This window comes from Nocardioides sp., from assembly GCF_050699375.1.
Lineage (GTDB): Bacteria > Actinomycetota > Actinomycetes > Propionibacteriales > Nocardioidaceae > Nocardioides.
Genome location: NZ_JBOHDN010000067.1, coordinates 1 through 15838, shown reverse-complemented (window position 1 = coordinate 15838; position 15838 = coordinate 1). Strand labels below are relative to the sequence as shown.

Here is a 15838-nt window from a genome sequence, read left to right as displayed (position 1 = left end):
GACCCTCGCCGACATCGAAGCCAACCCCATCGCCACCACCGAGGACCTGACCCTCGCCGAGAAGCTGCTGGTCGACTACGCCACCACACTGACCGCCAACGAGCTCCGGATCGTCGGGAAACGGATCCTGGCCGAGATCGACCCCGCCCGATTCGAAGACGCCGAAGCGAAGGCGCTGCTCGCCGAGGAGGAACAGGCCCTGCAGAAGACCGCACTCAGGGTCTGGAACAACGGCGATGGGACCATCGGGTTCGACGGCGTCCTCCCGGTCTCGATCGGTGCCCGGTTCAAGACCCAGGTCGAGGCCTGGGCCCAACCCCGCAAACAGCGACTGGTGGCCAAAGGTGCCCCGTTGCCGCCGTGGGAGCGACTCATGGGACAAGGCTTCGCACGGCTGATCGAGACCATCGACCCCGACGCCCTCCCCAGGCACGGCGGGGACGCGACCGTGGTCAACGTCGTAATCAGCCTCGCCGAGCTCCGCAAAGACGTCGGCTCCGCGCTGCTCGGTTTCGACGAGACCAACGGGTCCACCAGCAGCGCGGCGGAAGCCCGGAAGTTGGCCTGCAACGCCACCATCATCCCCTGGGTGTTGGGTTGTGATGGCCGGGGCCTCGACGCCGGCCGCGACAGCAGGTTCTTCCAGCCCATCCAACGCAAAGCACTCCGGCTCCAGCAGAAGTGCTGCCAAGCCGAAGGCTGCGACATGCCACCGGAATGGTGCGACGCCCACCACCTCCAAGCCTGGGCCTTAGGCGGGAAGACCGACCTGAAGGACGGGGTCCTGCTGTGTCCCCATCATCACCGTCTGGCCCATGCTCCGGGGTTCACTCATGAGCGGCTACCCGACGGCACGATCAGGTTCACGCGCCGCCCTTAGACCGGCCCCGTCGAGAACAGCGCACCGAATTCGGCCGGAGGTCGGACCCAATGTCGCCGCGTACGGACCAGCCCCACTCCGGTCTGGATCCTCGCCGGAAAGCCGGAAGTGTCTGCGTGTCCGCGCAGCGGTCCAGTCGGACACTCCAAGTGCCCGGCGTTTCAGCAGTGCTGCGGCCACGCCGCGCGAGGGTGCGTAGCGGTCTCCGACCCGGGTGACGATCGGCCCCCGAGTGTGTCGAGATAGGGGTTGGTCCCGGACTTCCCCATCGCTGCGGACATCTCCCCACCCTGATGGAGTTTCCCCACGCCCCGCCGGAGTCGGGGACCGCCCCTGGAGTGGGGTGTCCCTACAGATGAGGGCGTCTCGGCCCGCCGCCCCGCCGCCCAGCCGCCCAGCCGCCCAGCCGCCCAGCCGCCCAGCCGAACGTCTACCAGCCAAATTTCGCGAGCCTGCATCAAAGGTGGTCTCGACAAGCTCGACCACCGGCGGCCCGACCACCGGCGGTGCTCGACCACCGGCGGCGCTCGACAACCGGCGCGGAGTTTGTGAACGATTCACAAGGTGTCCTCGTCTTGTGCAGGCACCCGCGACAACCTTCCCAGGGAGGACCCACCGACCATCGTCCCCAAGCCCGTGCTCAACCAAAGAAGTCGCGCCAAACCCCGCCGGCGACCCTGTAGACAGCCAAAATTCTCGACGGCTCCCGGTGTCAAGGCGATGTGTCGAGCTTGTCGAGATGACCGCGATAGCGGCCGGCGAAGCCGGCGGCCGAAGGCCGTCCTTTACTCCGGGGCCGACGAGAACACCCTGCAGGAAAGGGTCGGCGGCAAACAGCACCACGAGCAACAGCCGCCCCCAGAAGCGGCATACGTGTCCGAGATCACTTCCTCCCATCCCCGCAAAACAAGAACACGTTCTAGAATTGAGCGTGAAGGCCACGTACACCCACGTAACCAACTGGTGGAACGGATTCGGAGGGGTTACAGGACCCCCTTTAGGCTTGCCTTAGTACATCCACGGAAGGTTGAACTCCCTTATGCGTGACATCCGCGTTGCGATCGTTGGTGCCGGCCCGGCCGGCATCTACGCTGCCGACATCCTCACGAAGGAGCACCCTGGTGCGCGCGTCGATGTCATCGAGCGCCTCCCTGCTCCGTACGGCCTGGTCCGTTACGGCGTGGCTCCTGACCACCCACGGATCAAGGAGATCATCAAGGCGCTCAAGCGTGTTCTGAACCAGGACAGCATCCGGTTCATCGGCAATGTCGACTTCGGCACCGACCTCAAGCTCGACGACCTGAACCGGTTCTACGACGCTGTCATCTTCGCGACCGGCGCGATGGCCGACCGCGACCTGAAGATCCCGGGCGTCGATCTGCCCGAGGCGTACGGGGCGGCCGACTTCGTCTCCTGGTACGCCGGGCACCCGGACGTCACACGCGAGTGGCCGCTAGAGGCCGAGGAGGTCGCCGTCCTCGGCGCCGGCAACGTCGCGCTCGACGTCGCCCGCATGCTGGCCAAGCCGGCCGACGAGCAGCTGGTCACCGAGGTCTCCGACAACGTCTACCAGGGCCTGAAGAAGAACAAGGCCAAGACGATCCACGTCTACGCTCGCCGCGGCCCCGCGCACATCAAGTTCACCCCGATGGAGCTGCGCGAGCTGTCCCACTCTCCCTCGGTCGACGTGGTCGTCACCGAGGAGGGCTTCGAGATCGACGAGGCCGGCGAGAAGGCGATCCAGAGCCACAAGGCGACGAAGCTGGTGGCCGACATCCTCCTGAAGTACATGGAGGCGCCCGCCGGCGAGAAGCCCCACAAGATCGTCATCCACATGATGCAGAACCCCGTCGAGATCCTCGGCGAGGACGGTCACGTGGTCGCGCTGCGCAGCGAGAGGACCGAATACAACGGCGACGGCACCGTCACCGGCACCGGCGAGTTCACCGACACCCCGGTCCAGGCGGTCTACCGCGCGGTCGGCTACCTCTCCGAGGCGCTGCCCGACGTGCCCTTCGACGGCGAGAACGGGGTCATCCCGAACGCCGGCGGCCGGGTCCTCGACCTCAACGGCGAGCACCTCGGCGGGACGTACGTCACCGGATGGGTCAAGCGCGGACCGGTCGGCCTCATCGGCCACACCAAGTCCGACGCCAAGGAGACCATCGACAACCTCCTCCACGACCTCGAGTCGCTGCAGGAGCCCGAGCTCGGCTCGCCCGCGGCGGTCCTCGAGCACCTCTCCGGCAAGGGTGTCGAGTTCACCACCATCGAGGGCTGGGAGAAGCTCGACAACCACGAGCGGTCCAGCGGCGAGGCCCAGGGCCGCGAGCGGATCAAGGTCGTCCCGCGCGACGAGATGATCCAGATCTCCAACGCCTGACCAACGTTCGTACGCAGCAGGCCGTCATCCGCATGGATGGCGGCCTGCTCGCATTTTCGCGGAGTGCAGCATCCGCTCGTCGCCCGGGGTAACACGGTGTTCGCTCGGGTACGAACGTGCTGCAGCATGCTGCTACACGAGCGAACACCCTGTTACCCCTCCCGCGGGCGTCAACTCACAGTTGACGCCGCATCATCGTCAACCTATGGTTGACGCATGACTTCTCCTCGCGACGCAGACCCCGGCCTCAAGGCCGTCCGACTCGACACCCTGATCGACTCGATCAAGAAGGCTCGCGACGAGCCTCTCGACCAGCTGGCCGACGCGATGCTCGTCGGTGAGCACCTGGGCGAGGTCGCCGACCACCTGATCGGGCACTTCGTCGACCAGGCCCGCCGCTCCGGCGCGTCCTGGACCGACATCGGCACCCGGATGGGGGTGACGAAGCAGGCGGCCCAGAAGAGGTACGTCCCCAAGGCAGGCGCCACCGACCAGTCGCTCGACCCGAACGCCGGCTTCGCCAAGTTCACCCCGCGTGCCCGCACGGTGGTGGTCAGCGCCCAGGCGGAGGCCCGGAAGGCGAGCAACGCCGAGACCGGCGTCCCGCATCTCGTGCTCGGGCTCCTCACCGAGCCCGAGGGTGTCGCGGGCCACGCGATCAAGGGTCAGGGCGTGACCCTCGACGCGGTTCACGACGCGGCGACCGCCGCTACGCCGGCTCCTTACGGCGAGGTCGGCGAGATGATCCCGTTCAGCTCCGACGCCAAGAAGGTTCTCGAGCTGACCTTCCGCGAGGCCCTCCGCCTCGAGCACTCCTACGTCGGCACCGAACACATCCTGCTCGCCCTCCTCGAGCACGAGGACGGCACCGGCATCCTCCACGACGCCGGGCTCGACAAGCCGGGCACCGAGCAGAGCATCACCTCGATCCTCGACTCCCTCTCGGTGTCCATCCCCGAGTCCATCCCCGAATCTGGCACCGACTGACCCGGCACCGGAGACCTAGGCGTCCCCGGGCGCGAGGACGATGTCGAAGACGACCTTCGACCAGGTGCCCTCGATGACGCGACCGTCCGGGGTCGGGGTCCCGGCAGGCTGCTGCTCGAACCTCTTGATCAGCGACTCCTTGACCCCGAAGACGGTGTCCTTCCAGCCGATCGGATCACCCTCGGGGAAGATGTGGGTGACCAGGGTTCGGCACTCCGGCGCGGTGACCATGAAGTGCAGGTGCGAGGCCCGCAGCGGCGAGCGCCCGACCGCGGTCAGTATCTTGCCGACGGGCCCGTCGTCGGGGATCGGGTAGGGCGTCGGCGTCAGCCCCCAGAACCGGTAGGCACCGTCGGCGTCCGAGAAGAGATGTGCCCGGGCGGCTCGTTTCCCCGCGTCGTACTGGACGTCGTAGAGCCCGTCCTCGTCCGCCTCCCAGACCTCGATCCGGGCTCCGGCCAGGGGTTTCCCGTCCGTCGAGGTGACCGTGCCGGAGACCCAGCACGGCTCGCCAGGAGCCCCGAAGGCCATATCCCCACCGAGCTCGATGGCCGGAGAGTCCTCGACGAAGAACGGGCCGAAGACCGTGGCCTCGGTCGCGTCGGCGTACGCCTCGTTGTTGATGTTGATCGTCTGCATCGAGGCGCCGAGGGTGTCGGAGAGGAGGATGAACTCCTGGCGTACGTCGTCGGTGATGTGACCGGCCTTCGTCAGGAACTCGATGGCGGCGCCCCACTCCTCCTCGGTGAGGCGTACGTCGCGGATGAAGCCGTGCAAGTGCTTCACCAGCGAGACCATGACCTGCTTCAGGCGAGGGTCCTCGCAGGCGTCGAAGGAAGCCACGACCGTGTCGACGAGCCTCGCCTCGACCTCCTGCTGCTGCGCTGAGACCTCTGCTGCGTCGCTCATCTGCTCTCCTCTGACTTTTCGGGGTCCCCGCGGCGCCCGGAGCGAAGCGAGGACGTCGTGGGGTGTTCTCCCGACCACGCCGCGGTCAGCAGCGCGGTCAGGTTCTCCTCGGTGACCGGGGTCGGGTTGTTGTCCGGGATGGCGGCCAGGATCGGGCCGACCGCCTCGGCGATGCCGCCCTCGGGCATGCCGTAGTCCGCGAGCGCCTTCGGCGACGACAATGCCGTACGCAGCCCCGCGAGCCCATCGACGGCAGTCGGCGCCCCGAAGGCCGAGGCCATCCGCGCCTCCGCCTCGGGTGCGGACGGCGCGTTGAAGGCGAGCACGTGCGGGAGCACGACCGCGTGGGTCTGGGCGTGGGGCAGGTTGAACATGCCGCCGAGCACGTGGCAGATCTTGTGGTGCATCCCCGACCCGGCCGAGGTGAACGACACCGCCGCCAGGTAGGCACCGTAGAGGGTCTTCTCGATCCCCTCGACACTCTCCGCCGCAGCGGCGACCAGCGGCAGACCGGCGGCGAGCCCCCGGATCCCCTCGACCGCGAAGACCTGGTCGATCGGGTCGACCCGCGGACCCCACATCGCGTCGACGCAGTGCGCCAACGCGTTCAGGCCGCTGGCGACGGCCAGCTCACCGGGCAGCGTGGCGAGCAGCGACGCGTCGTAGACGACCGACCGGGGCAGCACGCGCGGGTCGACGCCGGTCCTCTTGGTCCCGCCCTCGGTGAGCCCCCACACGTTGGTCGCCTCGGAGCCGGCGTACGTCGTCGGGACCGCCACGATCGGCAGCCCCGTGGTGAGCGCGATCGCCTTGGCGAGGCCGGTCGTGGACCCGCCACCGACGCATACGATCGCGTCGGCACCGGCCTCGGCCGCCTGCTCGCGGGCGCGCTCGGCGACGTCGACCGGGACATGCATCACGACCTCGTCATGGCGCAGCGCGACCGGGATCCCGGAGGTGATCCGGGCCGCGGCCTCGGCCTCGCGCGCGGACGCGATGACCATCGCCCGCCGCGCGCCCAGCTCGTCGATCTCGGCCGCCACCGCGGCGGCCGCCTCGCCGGTGGCGAAGCGGACCCGCTGCGGCAGCGACTCGTGCATGAAGTTCATCGTTCCCCCGCTCAGCCGGTGACTCAGGCCTTGCCCACCAGGGTCGCGACCGCGGCACCCAGGGCAGCGCCCGGGTCCTCCGGAAGCGACATGGCGCGCCAGGCGACGTGCTTGTCGGGGCGTACGAGGATCGCGCCCGACTCCTCGACCTCGCGCAGCTTGGCCCAGTCGAAGTAGAGGTCGGTGACGGGGCGTCCGGGGCCGATCACGACGGTCTCGAGCGGGATCCCGAGCTCGGACCTGACCGCGGCGGCCGCGTCCTCCCACACCTCACCGGCGACCCCGGTGATCAGCGTCCACCGGGTGTAGGGCGCGAGGTCCTGCATCGCGTGCTTGGCCACGTTGTCGCCGACCCAGGCGTGTGGGAGGTGGGCACCGGGAGAGGTCGACATCTGGTGGTAGAGGTCCTCGTCGACGCTCGGCGCGGGCCGGGTGCCGTCGGAGACGATCGCGTCGGACTCGTAGAACTGGCCGAGCTCGACACCGTGGGCATTGAACTCGTAGTTCTTCCGCTCCATCGCCGTGACCAGCGCGGCGCGCTTGGCGGCGCCCTCGGGGGTGTTGGCCTTGCGCTCCTCGATCGCCTTGGCCATGTCCTCCCCCTCCAGCCCGACGACACCGAGCGCCTCGAAGAGCTCCCCGAACTCACGGCCGGACTGGTTGGCCCGGGTCACGATGCGCTTGGCGACCGGGGCACGCTCGGCGGAGTAGGAGTCCAGCAGCGACTGCTCGGCATAGCCCTGCAGCACCGCGGCCAGCTTCCAGGCCAGGTTGTAGGAGTCCTGGATCGAGGTGTTGGAGCCGAGCCCGTTCGACGGCGGGTGCCGGTGGATCGCGTCGCCGGCACAGAAGACGCGGCCCTTCTGCAGGTGGGTCGCGTACCACTCGTTGACGCCCCACAGCGAGTAGCCGGTCACGTCGGGCTCGAGGTCGGGCATGCCGAGCAGGTCGCGGATCACGCCGGTGGCGTACTCCTCGGTCAGCTCCGGCGGCGGCTGGTTGATGTCGTAGCCCCACACGATCAGCCACTCGTCCCACGGCCGGACCATGCGTACGAGGCCGGTGCCGATGCCGCCGACGTTCGAGCCGGGCTGGATGACCCAGTAGAGGACGGAGGGGCGATGGTCCACCAGCTCGGAGAGGTCGGCCTTGAAGGTGATGTTCATCGAGCCGGCGATGTCCATCGCGCCCTCACTGGGCAGCTCGATGTCCGCGCCGACCTGGGTGCGGGCGCCGTCGGCACCGATGAGGAACCTCGACCGGATCTTGTACTCGTGCCCAGTCAGCCGGTCGCGGGCGATCGTGGTGACGCCGTCGTCGTCCTGGGTGTGGGAGAGGTATTCGGTGGAGAACCGGGTCTGGGTGCCGCGCTCGGTCGCGTTGCGGACCAGGATCGGTTCCAGGTAGGTCTGCGGGATGTCGACGGTCAGGCACGGCGACGCCAGCTGGTAGTCGCCCTCGCGGTCGGGGCGTGTGCCCCACGTACGGATCCGGCCGATCTCTTCGCCGGCGATGCTGGTGCAGAAGACGGTGTCACCGACCAGCTCGTGCGGGGTCGCGTCGGCCAGCACCTGGTCCTCGATGCCGAGGTCGCGGAAGATCTCCATCGCGCGCTGGTTGGTGATGTGCGCACGCGGGGTGTTCGCGGTCCAGCGGTACTTCGTGATCATGATGTTGTCCACGCCGAGCTCGCTCAGGAAGAGCGCGGCGGACGCGCCGGCCGGACCGGAGCCGACGACGAGGACGTCGGTGGTCACCACGTCCTCGGTCTCGGGGACCTCGGTCTCCTGCTGGCCGTCGTCGAAGACTGGCATGTTCTCACCTTTCCGAGACCGCGGTGGGGTGGGAGTGCGCAGCCTCAGATGAGTCTTACCGCCCCGCTGCTGTCCCTTCAACGGCAGGGTCCAGGGGATGGCGGAAATGCGTACCCGGGAGCCAGTCCAGGATCGCCGCGATCGTCGAGTCCGGGCGCCGGGCCCACTTGAAGTGGTCGATTCCAGGCTCGTCCAGGTGGACCCGCGCGACCTCGAGACCCGGCATCCGACGATGGATCTCGTCGACGGTCGAGCTGGGCGCCAGCCAGTCACCCTCGATGGAGACGATCAGCGCCGGCTTCTCGAGCGCGCGCATCGCGGGGGTGACGTCGAGGAGCTGCCCGAAGCGAGTGCGCCGGTAGCGGAGACGGCCGGTGCGGGCGTACCCGGACCATTCCCGCATCAGCGTCCTGGCCTCGCGCCCGGCGAACTTGAGCTGCTTGCCGGGGAAGTGGCCAACGACCTGGCCGACGACGCCCATCACCTGGCTGGCGACCAGGAAGCTCGGGCCGTAGTTGCGCCAGTAGGGAGTCTGGGAAGCGACATAGACGACGCCGGCGACCTTGTCCGGGTTCAGCGCGGCATAGGCGCTCGCGACCTGCCCGCCGAGGCTGTGCCCGAGGACGTACGCAGCACCGGCAGACGCCGGGATCAGCTCGCCGAGGCGGTCGACGGCAGCACTGATGTCGTCGACGAGGTCGGCGTAGCCGAAGTCGTAGGACCAGCCCGCGGTCCTGCCGCCGAGCTCCTCGTGACCGCGCTGCTCCATGCGCCCGACGTTGAGCCCGGCCTCCGCGAGGGCAGCGACCAGCTTGTCGTAGTAGCCGGCCGGCATGCCCATCGCCGGCACGATCAGCAGGGTCGGTGCCTCCGGGTCCGCCGCGCGGGCCACGGTCAGGGTGAAGCTGGTGCCCTCGGCACGCTCGACGGCGTAGGCCTCGGTGATGGACGTGGGGGTCTGGGTCACCGAGCCAATGTTACTCGCGAGTATCCCCAGGTCCATGCCCTCCGACCTAGGAATAGATCACACTCGAACTCCACAGACTTGCTCACCTGTGGACAACCCTGTGGATAACCGGGAACACCTCGTAGCGCCCGCGCGAGACCAGACCCCACAGACCCTTGGGCGCCACCAGCACGACCACGATGGCGACCACGCCGAGCGCGATGAGATACCAGGTGCCGTACGAGTCGAGCAGCTGCTGCAGGGCGAAGAAGATCACGGCGCCCAGGATCGGCCCCTCGATCGTCCCCAGTCCGCCGATGACCACGATGAAGATCATGAACGCGGTGTACTGGACCGAGTAGACCGAGTCCGGTGAGACCCGCAGGCCGTTGATCGCGATCAGTGCGCCGGCCAGCCCGGCGCCTCCCGATGCCGCCACATAGACGATCCGCCGTGAGCGCCGCACCGCGACGCCGAGGGACGCCGCCGCGGTCGAGTCGTCACGGATCGCGGTCAGGCCGAGCCCGACGCGCGAGCGCATCAGGACGTACGTCGCGACCACGACGAGCACGGCCAGCACGAGCGCCAGGTAGTAGACGGTCGCGATCCGGGTCACCCGGTCGACGCCCTGGAAGGCGGTGAGCGAGAGGCCCGAGCCGCCGCCGAAGCCGGGGAGCTCCTGGGTGACCAGCTTGAAGACCTCCGCCACCACCCACGTACCGATCGCGAAGTAGCCTCCGACCAGCCGGAACAGCAGCAACGAGGTCGGGATCGCCAGCGCCGCGCAGACCACGCCGGCCGCCACGACCGCCACCGGGATCGGCAGTCCGACGACGTCGGCGAGCTTGATCACGGCATACCCGCCCGCGCCGATGAACGCCTGCTGGCCGATGGAGACCAGGCCGCCGTAGCCGGCCATCAGGTTCCAGGTCGTGCCGAGGATGATCAGCGCGAAGAGCGTGACCAGGTTCGTCACGTCGCCCGGACTGAACGCGAACCACGGCGCCGCGGCCAGGAAGACCACCAGCGCGGCCAGCAGGCCTCCGCCCACGAGCGAGGACCGGCCGCCGCGTACGACCTTCGGGGTTGTCGTGCGTTCCTTGGTGTTCACGTTCATGCGGCGACCGCCTTCGGGAGCAGGCCTTGGGGCCGGAACAGGAGCACGACCAGGAAGACCAGGTGACCCGCGAGCACGCCGTAGGCCGGGTCGATCTGAGCGCCGACGGTCTGAGCGACACCCAGCACCAGACCACCCAGAAGCGTGCCCCACAGCGAGCCGAGGCCACCGATGATCACCGCCTCGAAGGCGAAGATGAGAACCAGATCCCCGTACGTCGGGCTGAACTGCGTCGACATGCCTAGGAAGACACCGGCCAGAGCCACGGTCCCGATCGCGATCGCGGTGGCCAGCGCGTACATGTGTCTCTCGTCGATCCCCATGAGCGTGGCCGCCTCGGGGTCGTCCTTGGCCGCGCGCATGGCGCGGCCGATGCGGGTGCGGGAGAGGTAGAGCTGCAGCCCGACGATGACGCCGACCGCGACCACGAGGGTGAGCAGCGAGAAGACGCCGAGCCGCAGGCCACCGAGCTCGACCGACGACGTCGACAGCGCACCGATCGAGATCTTGCGGGTGTCGGCGGTGAAGAGCTCCTGGAGCAGGTTGGCGCCGATGACGGCCAGGCCGAAGGAGACCAGCAGCGGGCTCAGCTCGCCGTGGCGCAGCGCCGGGTTGAACAGTCCGCGCTGGATCGCGTAGCCGACCGCGGCGAGCACCGGGATCACGATGACGACCGTGAGGAACGGTGCGATGCCGGTCAGGTCGACGAGCCAGAGGGCGAGATAGGCCGACGCGACGGCGAGCACGCCGTGGGCGAGGTTGACGATGCGCATCACCCCGAAGATGAGGCTCAGTCCGCAGGCGAGGAGCGCATACTGCCCGCCGAGGAGGAGTCCCTGCAGGACCGCGTTGATCCAGTCCATCAGTCGGCCTCCTTCTCGTCGACACCGAAGTACGCCGCCTGGACCTGCTCGCGGGTGACGTCGTCCTTGGCTCCTTCGAGGACCGTGCGGCCCTCGAGGAGGCACTGCACCCGGTCGGCGACGGTCAGCGCCTGGGTGAGGTCCTGCTCGACCACGAGCACGGTCGTCCCCTTCTCGGTGATCGTCGGCAGCGCCTTGTAGATGTCGGCGATCACCACCGGCGCGAGCCCGAGCGAGACCTCGTCGAGCAGGAGCAGCTTCGGGTTGGACATCAGCGCCCGGCCGATCGCGGTCGCCTGCTGCTCACCGCCGGAGAGATGGACGCCACGACTCGTCCTCTTCTGCACGAGCAGCGGGAAGGCGGCGTAGACGGTCTGGAGGTTCCAGGGGCCCGGCCGGCGGCCGTACGCGCCGACCTGGAGGTTCTCCTCGACGGTGAGGGAGCCGAAGATCCTCCGGCCCTCCGGCGTGAGCGCGATGCCCTCGCGGACCCGCCGGTGGGCGGGGGTGCGGGAGATGTCGCGGCCGTCGAGACGGATCTGACCGGCGCTCGGACGGAGCAGGCCGGCGATGGTCTTCAGCAGCGTCGACTTGCCGGCGCCGTTGGCGCCGATCACGGCGAGGGTCTCGCCCTCGGCGAGGCTCAGGGTGATGCCGTGGAGCGCCCGGAAGTCTCCGTAGCTCACGTCGATCGCGTCGACTTCGAGCAGGGTCATCGGTCCTCCTCCAGATCCGGGGAGCCGAGATAGACGGCGGCGACCGCGTCCGAGGCCATCACCTCGCGCGGGTCGCCGGTGGCGACGACGTCACCTTGGGCCAAACACATCAACCGGTCCACGACCTGCAGCAACGCGTGCACGATGTGCTCGATCCAGACGACGCCGGTGCCGCTGTCACGGATGGCGGCGATGGTCTCGATCAGTGCGGGCAGCTCGTGCTCGGTGAGCCCGCCGGCGATCTCGTCGAGGAGCAGGAGGCGCGGCTGGGTGGCCATCGCGCGGGCGAGCTCGAGCCGCTTGCGGTCGAGCAGCCGCAGCGAGCCCGCGGGAGTGTTCGCCAGATGGGTCAGTCCGGCCGTCTCGAGGGCCTCCCAGGCCCGGGTGCTCGCCTCACGACGGTGCTTGCGGGCACCGAAGGTCGACCCGACCAGCGCGTTCTCGAAGACGGTCAGGCCCTCGAAGGGGCGGGGGATCTGGAACGTACGTCCGATCCCGAAGGCGGTGCGACGCGCGGCCGGCACGCGGGTGATGTCGGTGCCCTCGAAGCGGATCCTGCCGGCGTCGGCCGGGAGCGTGCCGGTCACCAGGTTGAGCAGAGTGGACTTGCCGGCGCCGTTGGGACCGACGATGCCGAGCACCTCGCCCGGGTCGACGTGGAACGAGACCGAGCGGGCCGTGACGACCTGGCCGAAGGACTTGGCCAGGCCTTCGGCCTCCAGCAGCGCGCCCGGCGCGCTGCTGGAGACCTCGACCGATGGCTCGCCCGATGATGGGGCGAAGGTCACTTCAGCGCCTCGGGCTTGCCCCCGAGAGGTACGTCGGGAGCCAGCGAGTTCTGCACGACGACGAGCTCGAACGGGTGCTCTCCGCCCTCGACCTGACGCCACTGGCCACCCGCGAGGGAGGTCTTGGCGACGTACGGCGGGACGTTCTCGTCCTTGCCCCAGGCGACGTCACCGACGACCGTGGAGACCTCGAGCCCGGACAGCGCCTTGGTGATCGCGTCGGCATCGGTCGAGCCGGCCTCGGTCACCGCCGCGGTGGCGACCTCGAAGAGCGCGTGCGCGAAGCCCAGCGGCTGGGTCCACTGCTTGCCGGTCTTCTCCTCGTACGCATCGGCCAGCTCCTGCGCGGACTGGCCGGTCAGCGAGGACTCATAGGGTGCCGTCGGGGTCCACCACACCTCGGTGGAGAGGTTGTGGGCGATCGGGCCCAGCGCCTCGACGCTGCTCGGGAAGAGCAGCGCCTTGCCGATGGTGGCGACCTTCGGGTTGTAGCCCTGCTGCTTCGCCTGCTGCCAGAAGGTGGTGAAGTCCGGCGGGATCGGGACGCCGACCAGGACGTCGTGACCCTTGTAGGCACTGATCTGGGCGGTGAAGTCCTTGGTGCCGTTGGGGTAGTTGCCCGGGTTGTCGATCTTCACGCCCGATGCCTCGGTCAGCGCCGGGAAGTTGGCGCCCCAGGCTTCGCCGTCGGGGTCCTTCGGGAACAGGCCGCCGGCCTTCTTGTTGTTGGCGACCTTGCCCCAGATGTCGGCGTAGACCGTGGAGACGTCCTCGAGGCCCCAGAAGAAGTGGTAGCTGTACTTCAGCTCGGCCGGCTTGTCGCCGCTGCGGATCGCGAACGGCTGCCACGGCGCGACCGTGGTGATGCACGGGACCGAGTTCGCCTCGCACTGCTCCGAGACCGGGTTGACGATGTCGGGCGTCGAGGAGGCGACGATGATGTCGGCGCCGTCCTTGTTGATCAGGTCGCCGGCCACGGTCCCGGCCTTCGTGGAGTCGCTCTGCGCGTCGCGTACGACGATCTCGACGTCGAGCTCCTTGTCGCCGGCCTTGACCGGGTTGTCCTTGAAGTAGCTCTCCAGCTCGTCGACGACGAAGCTGTTCGCCTCGCCGAACGGCGCCGAGGAGCCGGTCTCGGTCGAGACGAACCCGATGGTGAGGGTGTCCTCCCCGCCACCGCCTTCGTCGTCGATGCCGCCCGACCCGCAGGCGGTCAAGGTCAGCGCCATCGCTGCGACACCGGCGGCGGCCATGCTCAGGCCGCGTCCGGTGGTGAGTCCGTTGCGCACGTACTTCTCCTTAGAGAGTGGGGTGTTCGAGTGTCGTCCGCCACCGCCCCTGCAGGTGGGACGCAGGGTCTGGTTGGCGGAAAATCGCATGGAAGGACTATCGGACTTTGGTGGACTTGTCATCCTTTTGTGCCGAAACGTCAGTTCTGCAGGCCGAAGAGTCACTTCTGCAGGTCGAGTTGGCACTGCATTGACGTCTCGGCCTGCAGAACTGACGTCTCGGCCTGCAGGGGTGACGTCTCGGCCTGCAGAGCTGACGCCTCGGCCTGCAGAGCTGACGCCTCGGCCTGCAAGGGTGACGCCTCGGCCGGCGGGGGACGCCTCGGGGGATCGGGTCAGGCACAGGCGGCGCGGCGTACGTCTCCGGCGGCGATGCCGAAGCGCTTGCGAAAGGCGTGGGAGAAGTACGAGGCGGAGGTGAAGCCACACGTCTCGGCGACGTCGACGGTGCGGATGCGTGGGTCAGCGCCGGCGGCGAGCATCGAGTGGGCGAGCTCGAGGCGGCGGCCGAGGATATGACGGGGAACGCTGGTGCCGGCGTCGGCGAAGAGCCGGGAGAGATGGCGCTCGGAGATCCCGGCGCCTGCGGCGATGCCCGTGGCAGAGAGTCCGGGGTCGGCGAGATGGTCCTCGATGAAGGCCTTGGCCGCGGCTCGGTGAGCGGTGGCCAGCGACACCTTCCCGGCCGTGGCGATCACCGAGACCAGGTCGAGGACCGTCCCCTCATCGGCCGGCATCGGACGGTCGGAGCGCAGCGCCCGCCCGACCATCTGGACCAGGGCCCGCCCATGAGGGTCCTGCCCCGGACCCGCGTCGACGACGAGCGGCGAGGGCATCGAGGCCAGCCCCGTACGCAGCGCGAAGGTCTCGAGCGGCACCTTGACCGCGAGCTCATCCAGCCCGTGACCGAACCCACGCACGAAGGGCTCGTCGACGTCGCACACCAGCAGCTGCCCGGGTCGGATGACCTTGCGGCGGCCGGCGTACTCGAGGTTCGCCTCCCCGCGCAGGCTCGCGTAGACCGCGATCGACCTGGCGGGCATCTCCTTGACGAGGGCGGCCGGGCGTTCGACGAGGTGGCGCGTGGCCCGGACCCGTGCCAGGTGGACCTCGTCGAGCTGGAGGTTGACCTCCTGCGCGTCGAAGCCGTGGGCGTCGATGGGCCGGCACGAGAGCGCGACCAGCGCGGCGGCGTTGTGTCGTTCCCAGGCCGCGACCTGCGAGTCCTCGCTGAGCCGACGGGTCTCGAAGACCCCCGGCCGGCGGACCCGCGCGACGGTGGGGGCTGGGTCGTCTCCGGCTGGCGGCACGACTCGACTCTAGTGGTCCGAGCCGATGGTTGCGCCGTGGAAGTCACGGCGGAGAACTTAGGGAAGACTTACCTTTCTGGAATCATTCAAGAAAACGTGGGAGAGTTGTTCAAACACCAGAAGCCGACACACCGATCCAGGGGGACCCACCGAACATGGCCACGAAGACCGACACGAGCAGCGCCACCCACACCTCGCACCCCGCGTTCATCCCGAGCCCGGCGTTCGCGACCCAGATGCAGCGTCTGCTCGTCGATCTGACCGAGCTCAGCCTGCAGGGCAAGCAGCTGCACTGGAACGTCGTGGGCAAGAACTTCCGCGACACGCACCTCGTCCTCGACGAGGTCGTCGACGCCGCCCGCGACTTCACCGACGATGTCGCCGAGCGCATGCGTGCGCTCTACATCCTCCCCGACGGCCGCACCGGCACCGTCTCCGAGGACACCACCCTCGCGCCGCTCCCGGCGACCGAGGTCGACACCGCGACGGCCGCCGACCTCGCCGCCGCCGCGCTCTACGCCACCTCGAAGACCGCTCGTGACATCCACGACGACATCGACTCCGAGGACCCGACCACCGCCGACCTGCTCCACGCGATCATCACCCGCATCGAGCAGTTGGCCTGGTTCATCGACGCCGAGAACCGCGTCGCCAACCAGTCGAAGCCGGCTCAGCTCACCGTCTGATCCGCCGCTCGAACGAGTCGGCGCCCCCGCGAGATCACTCG

General features: G+C 68.8%; 14 protein-coding genes. 4 read left to right on the top strand and 10 right to left on the bottom strand.

Features of this window, described 5'->3' with window-relative positions; all coding sequences use genetic code 11:
- From ACRDPS_RS04515 to ACRDPS_RS04505, 3 genes are all read left to right on the top strand, one after another.
- The coding region (locus tag ACRDPS_RS04515; RefSeq protein ID WP_431500430.1) for an HNH endonuclease signature motif containing protein at window positions 1–880 on the top strand (880 nt) is incomplete at its 5' end.
- Window positions 881–1919: 1039 nt separating this feature from the next.
- The gene (locus tag ACRDPS_RS04510) at window positions 1920–3263 is read left to right on the top strand and encodes an FAD-dependent oxidoreductase (protein WP_431500429.1); all 1344 of its coding nucleotides are present in this window, start codon (window positions 1920–1922) and stop codon (window positions 3261–3263) included.
- Between the two features lie 216 nt (window positions 3264–3479).
- Window positions 3480–4250, top strand: a complete 771-nt coding sequence (locus ACRDPS_RS04505; RefSeq protein WP_431500428.1) for a Clp protease N-terminal domain-containing protein — start codon at window positions 3480–3482, stop codon at window positions 4248–4250.
- Window positions 4251–4265: 15 nt separating this feature from the next.
- Here ACRDPS_RS04505 and ACRDPS_RS04500 read toward each other — a convergent pair whose 3' ends face one another.
- The 10 genes from ACRDPS_RS04500 to ACRDPS_RS04455 form a co-directional block, all read right to left on the bottom strand.
- On the bottom strand, window positions 4266–5159 hold the full coding sequence (locus tag ACRDPS_RS04500) for a dioxygenase (RefSeq protein ID WP_431500427.1): 894 nt from the start codon (window positions 5157–5159) through the stop codon (window positions 4266–4268).
- Entirely contained in the window at window positions 5156–6259 is a 1104-nt protein-coding gene (locus ACRDPS_RS04495) for a maleylacetate reductase (RefSeq protein WP_431500426.1), read from the bottom strand. Before ACRDPS_RS04495 ends, ACRDPS_RS04500 begins: the two co-directional genes overlap by 4 nt.
- Window positions 6260–6291: 32 nt before the next feature.
- On the bottom strand, window positions 6292–8082 hold the full coding sequence (locus ACRDPS_RS04490; RefSeq protein WP_431500425.1) for an FAD-dependent oxidoreductase: 1791 nt from the start codon (window positions 8080–8082) through the stop codon (window positions 6292–6294).
- Between the two features lie 55 nt (window positions 8083–8137).
- Entirely contained in the window at window positions 8138–9049 is a 912-nt protein-coding gene (locus ACRDPS_RS04485) for an alpha/beta fold hydrolase (RefSeq protein ID WP_431500424.1), read from the bottom strand.
- 82 nt (window positions 9050–9131) lie between these two features.
- The gene (locus tag ACRDPS_RS04480; protein WP_431500423.1) at window positions 9132–10145 is read right to left on the bottom strand and encodes a branched-chain amino acid ABC transporter permease; all 1014 of its coding nucleotides are present in this window, start codon (window positions 10143–10145) and stop codon (window positions 9132–9134) included.
- Entirely contained in the window at window positions 10142–11008 is an 867-nt protein-coding gene (locus ACRDPS_RS04475) for a branched-chain amino acid ABC transporter permease (protein ID WP_431500422.1), read from the bottom strand. The genes ACRDPS_RS04480 and ACRDPS_RS04475 overlap by 4 nt, the downstream gene beginning before the upstream one ends.
- Window positions 11008–11724 (bottom strand): ABC transporter ATP-binding protein, encoded by a 717-nt coding sequence (locus tag ACRDPS_RS04470; protein WP_431500421.1) that lies wholly within the window; start codon window positions 11722–11724, stop codon window positions 11008–11010. The genes ACRDPS_RS04475 and ACRDPS_RS04470 overlap by 1 nt, the downstream gene beginning before the upstream one ends.
- The gene (locus ACRDPS_RS04465; protein ID WP_431500420.1) at window positions 11721–12512 is read right to left on the bottom strand and encodes an ABC transporter ATP-binding protein; all 792 of its coding nucleotides are present in this window, start codon (window positions 12510–12512) and stop codon (window positions 11721–11723) included. Before ACRDPS_RS04465 ends, ACRDPS_RS04470 begins: the two co-directional genes overlap by 4 nt.
- Window positions 12509–13801 (bottom strand): ABC transporter substrate-binding protein, encoded by a 1293-nt coding sequence (locus tag ACRDPS_RS04460; RefSeq protein WP_431500419.1) that lies wholly within the window; start codon window positions 13799–13801, stop codon window positions 12509–12511. Before ACRDPS_RS04460 ends, ACRDPS_RS04465 begins: the two co-directional genes overlap by 4 nt.
- A 335-nt stretch (window positions 13802–14136) precedes the next feature.
- Entirely contained in the window at window positions 14137–15111 is a 975-nt protein-coding gene (locus ACRDPS_RS04455) for an AraC family transcriptional regulator (RefSeq protein ID WP_431500418.1), read from the bottom strand.
- A gap of 155 nt (window positions 15112–15266) precedes the next feature.
- Here ACRDPS_RS04455 and ACRDPS_RS04450 point away from each other — a divergent pair, with 155 nt between their 5' ends.
- Window positions 15267–15797 carry a Dps family protein gene (locus ACRDPS_RS04450; RefSeq protein WP_431500417.1) on the top strand — a complete coding sequence of 177 codons (531 nt, stop codon included), beginning with the start codon at window positions 15267–15269 and terminating at the stop codon, window positions 15795–15797.
- Window positions 15798–15838 lie beyond the last annotated feature (41 nt).

Bases quoted from the DNA above. Each gene is read 5' to 3' on its own strand.
- ACRDPS_RS04510 (WP_431500429.1), top strand. From the start codon at position 1,920: ATGCGTGACATCCGCGTTGCGATCGTTGGTGCCGGCCCGGCCGGCATC.
- ACRDPS_RS04505 (WP_431500428.1), top strand. From the start codon at position 3,480: ATGACTTCTCCTCGCGACGCAGACCCCGGCCTCAAGGCCGTCCGACTC.
- ACRDPS_RS04500 (WP_431500427.1), bottom strand. From the start codon at position 5,159: ATGAGCGACGCAGCAGAGGTCTCAGCGCAGCAGCAGGAGGTCGAGGCG.
- ACRDPS_RS04495 (WP_431500426.1), bottom strand. From the start codon at position 6,259: ATGCACGAGTCGCTGCCGCAGCGGGTCCGCTTCGCCACCGGCGAGGCG.
- ACRDPS_RS04490 (WP_431500425.1), bottom strand. From the start codon at position 8,082: ATGCCAGTCTTCGACGACGGCCAGCAGGAGACCGAGGTCCCCGAGACC.
- ACRDPS_RS04480 (WP_431500423.1), bottom strand. From the start codon at position 10,145: ATGAACGTGAACACCAAGGAACGCACGACAACCCCGAAGGTCGTACGC.
- ACRDPS_RS04475 (WP_431500422.1), bottom strand. From the start codon at position 11,008: ATGGACTGGATCAACGCGGTCCTGCAGGGACTCCTCCTCGGCGGGCAG.
- ACRDPS_RS04470 (WP_431500421.1), bottom strand. From the start codon at position 11,724: ATGACCCTGCTCGAAGTCGACGCGATCGACGTGAGCTACGGAGACTTC.
- ACRDPS_RS04450 (WP_431500417.1), top strand. From the start codon at position 15,267: ATGGCCACGAAGACCGACACGAGCAGCGCCACCCACACCTCGCACCCC.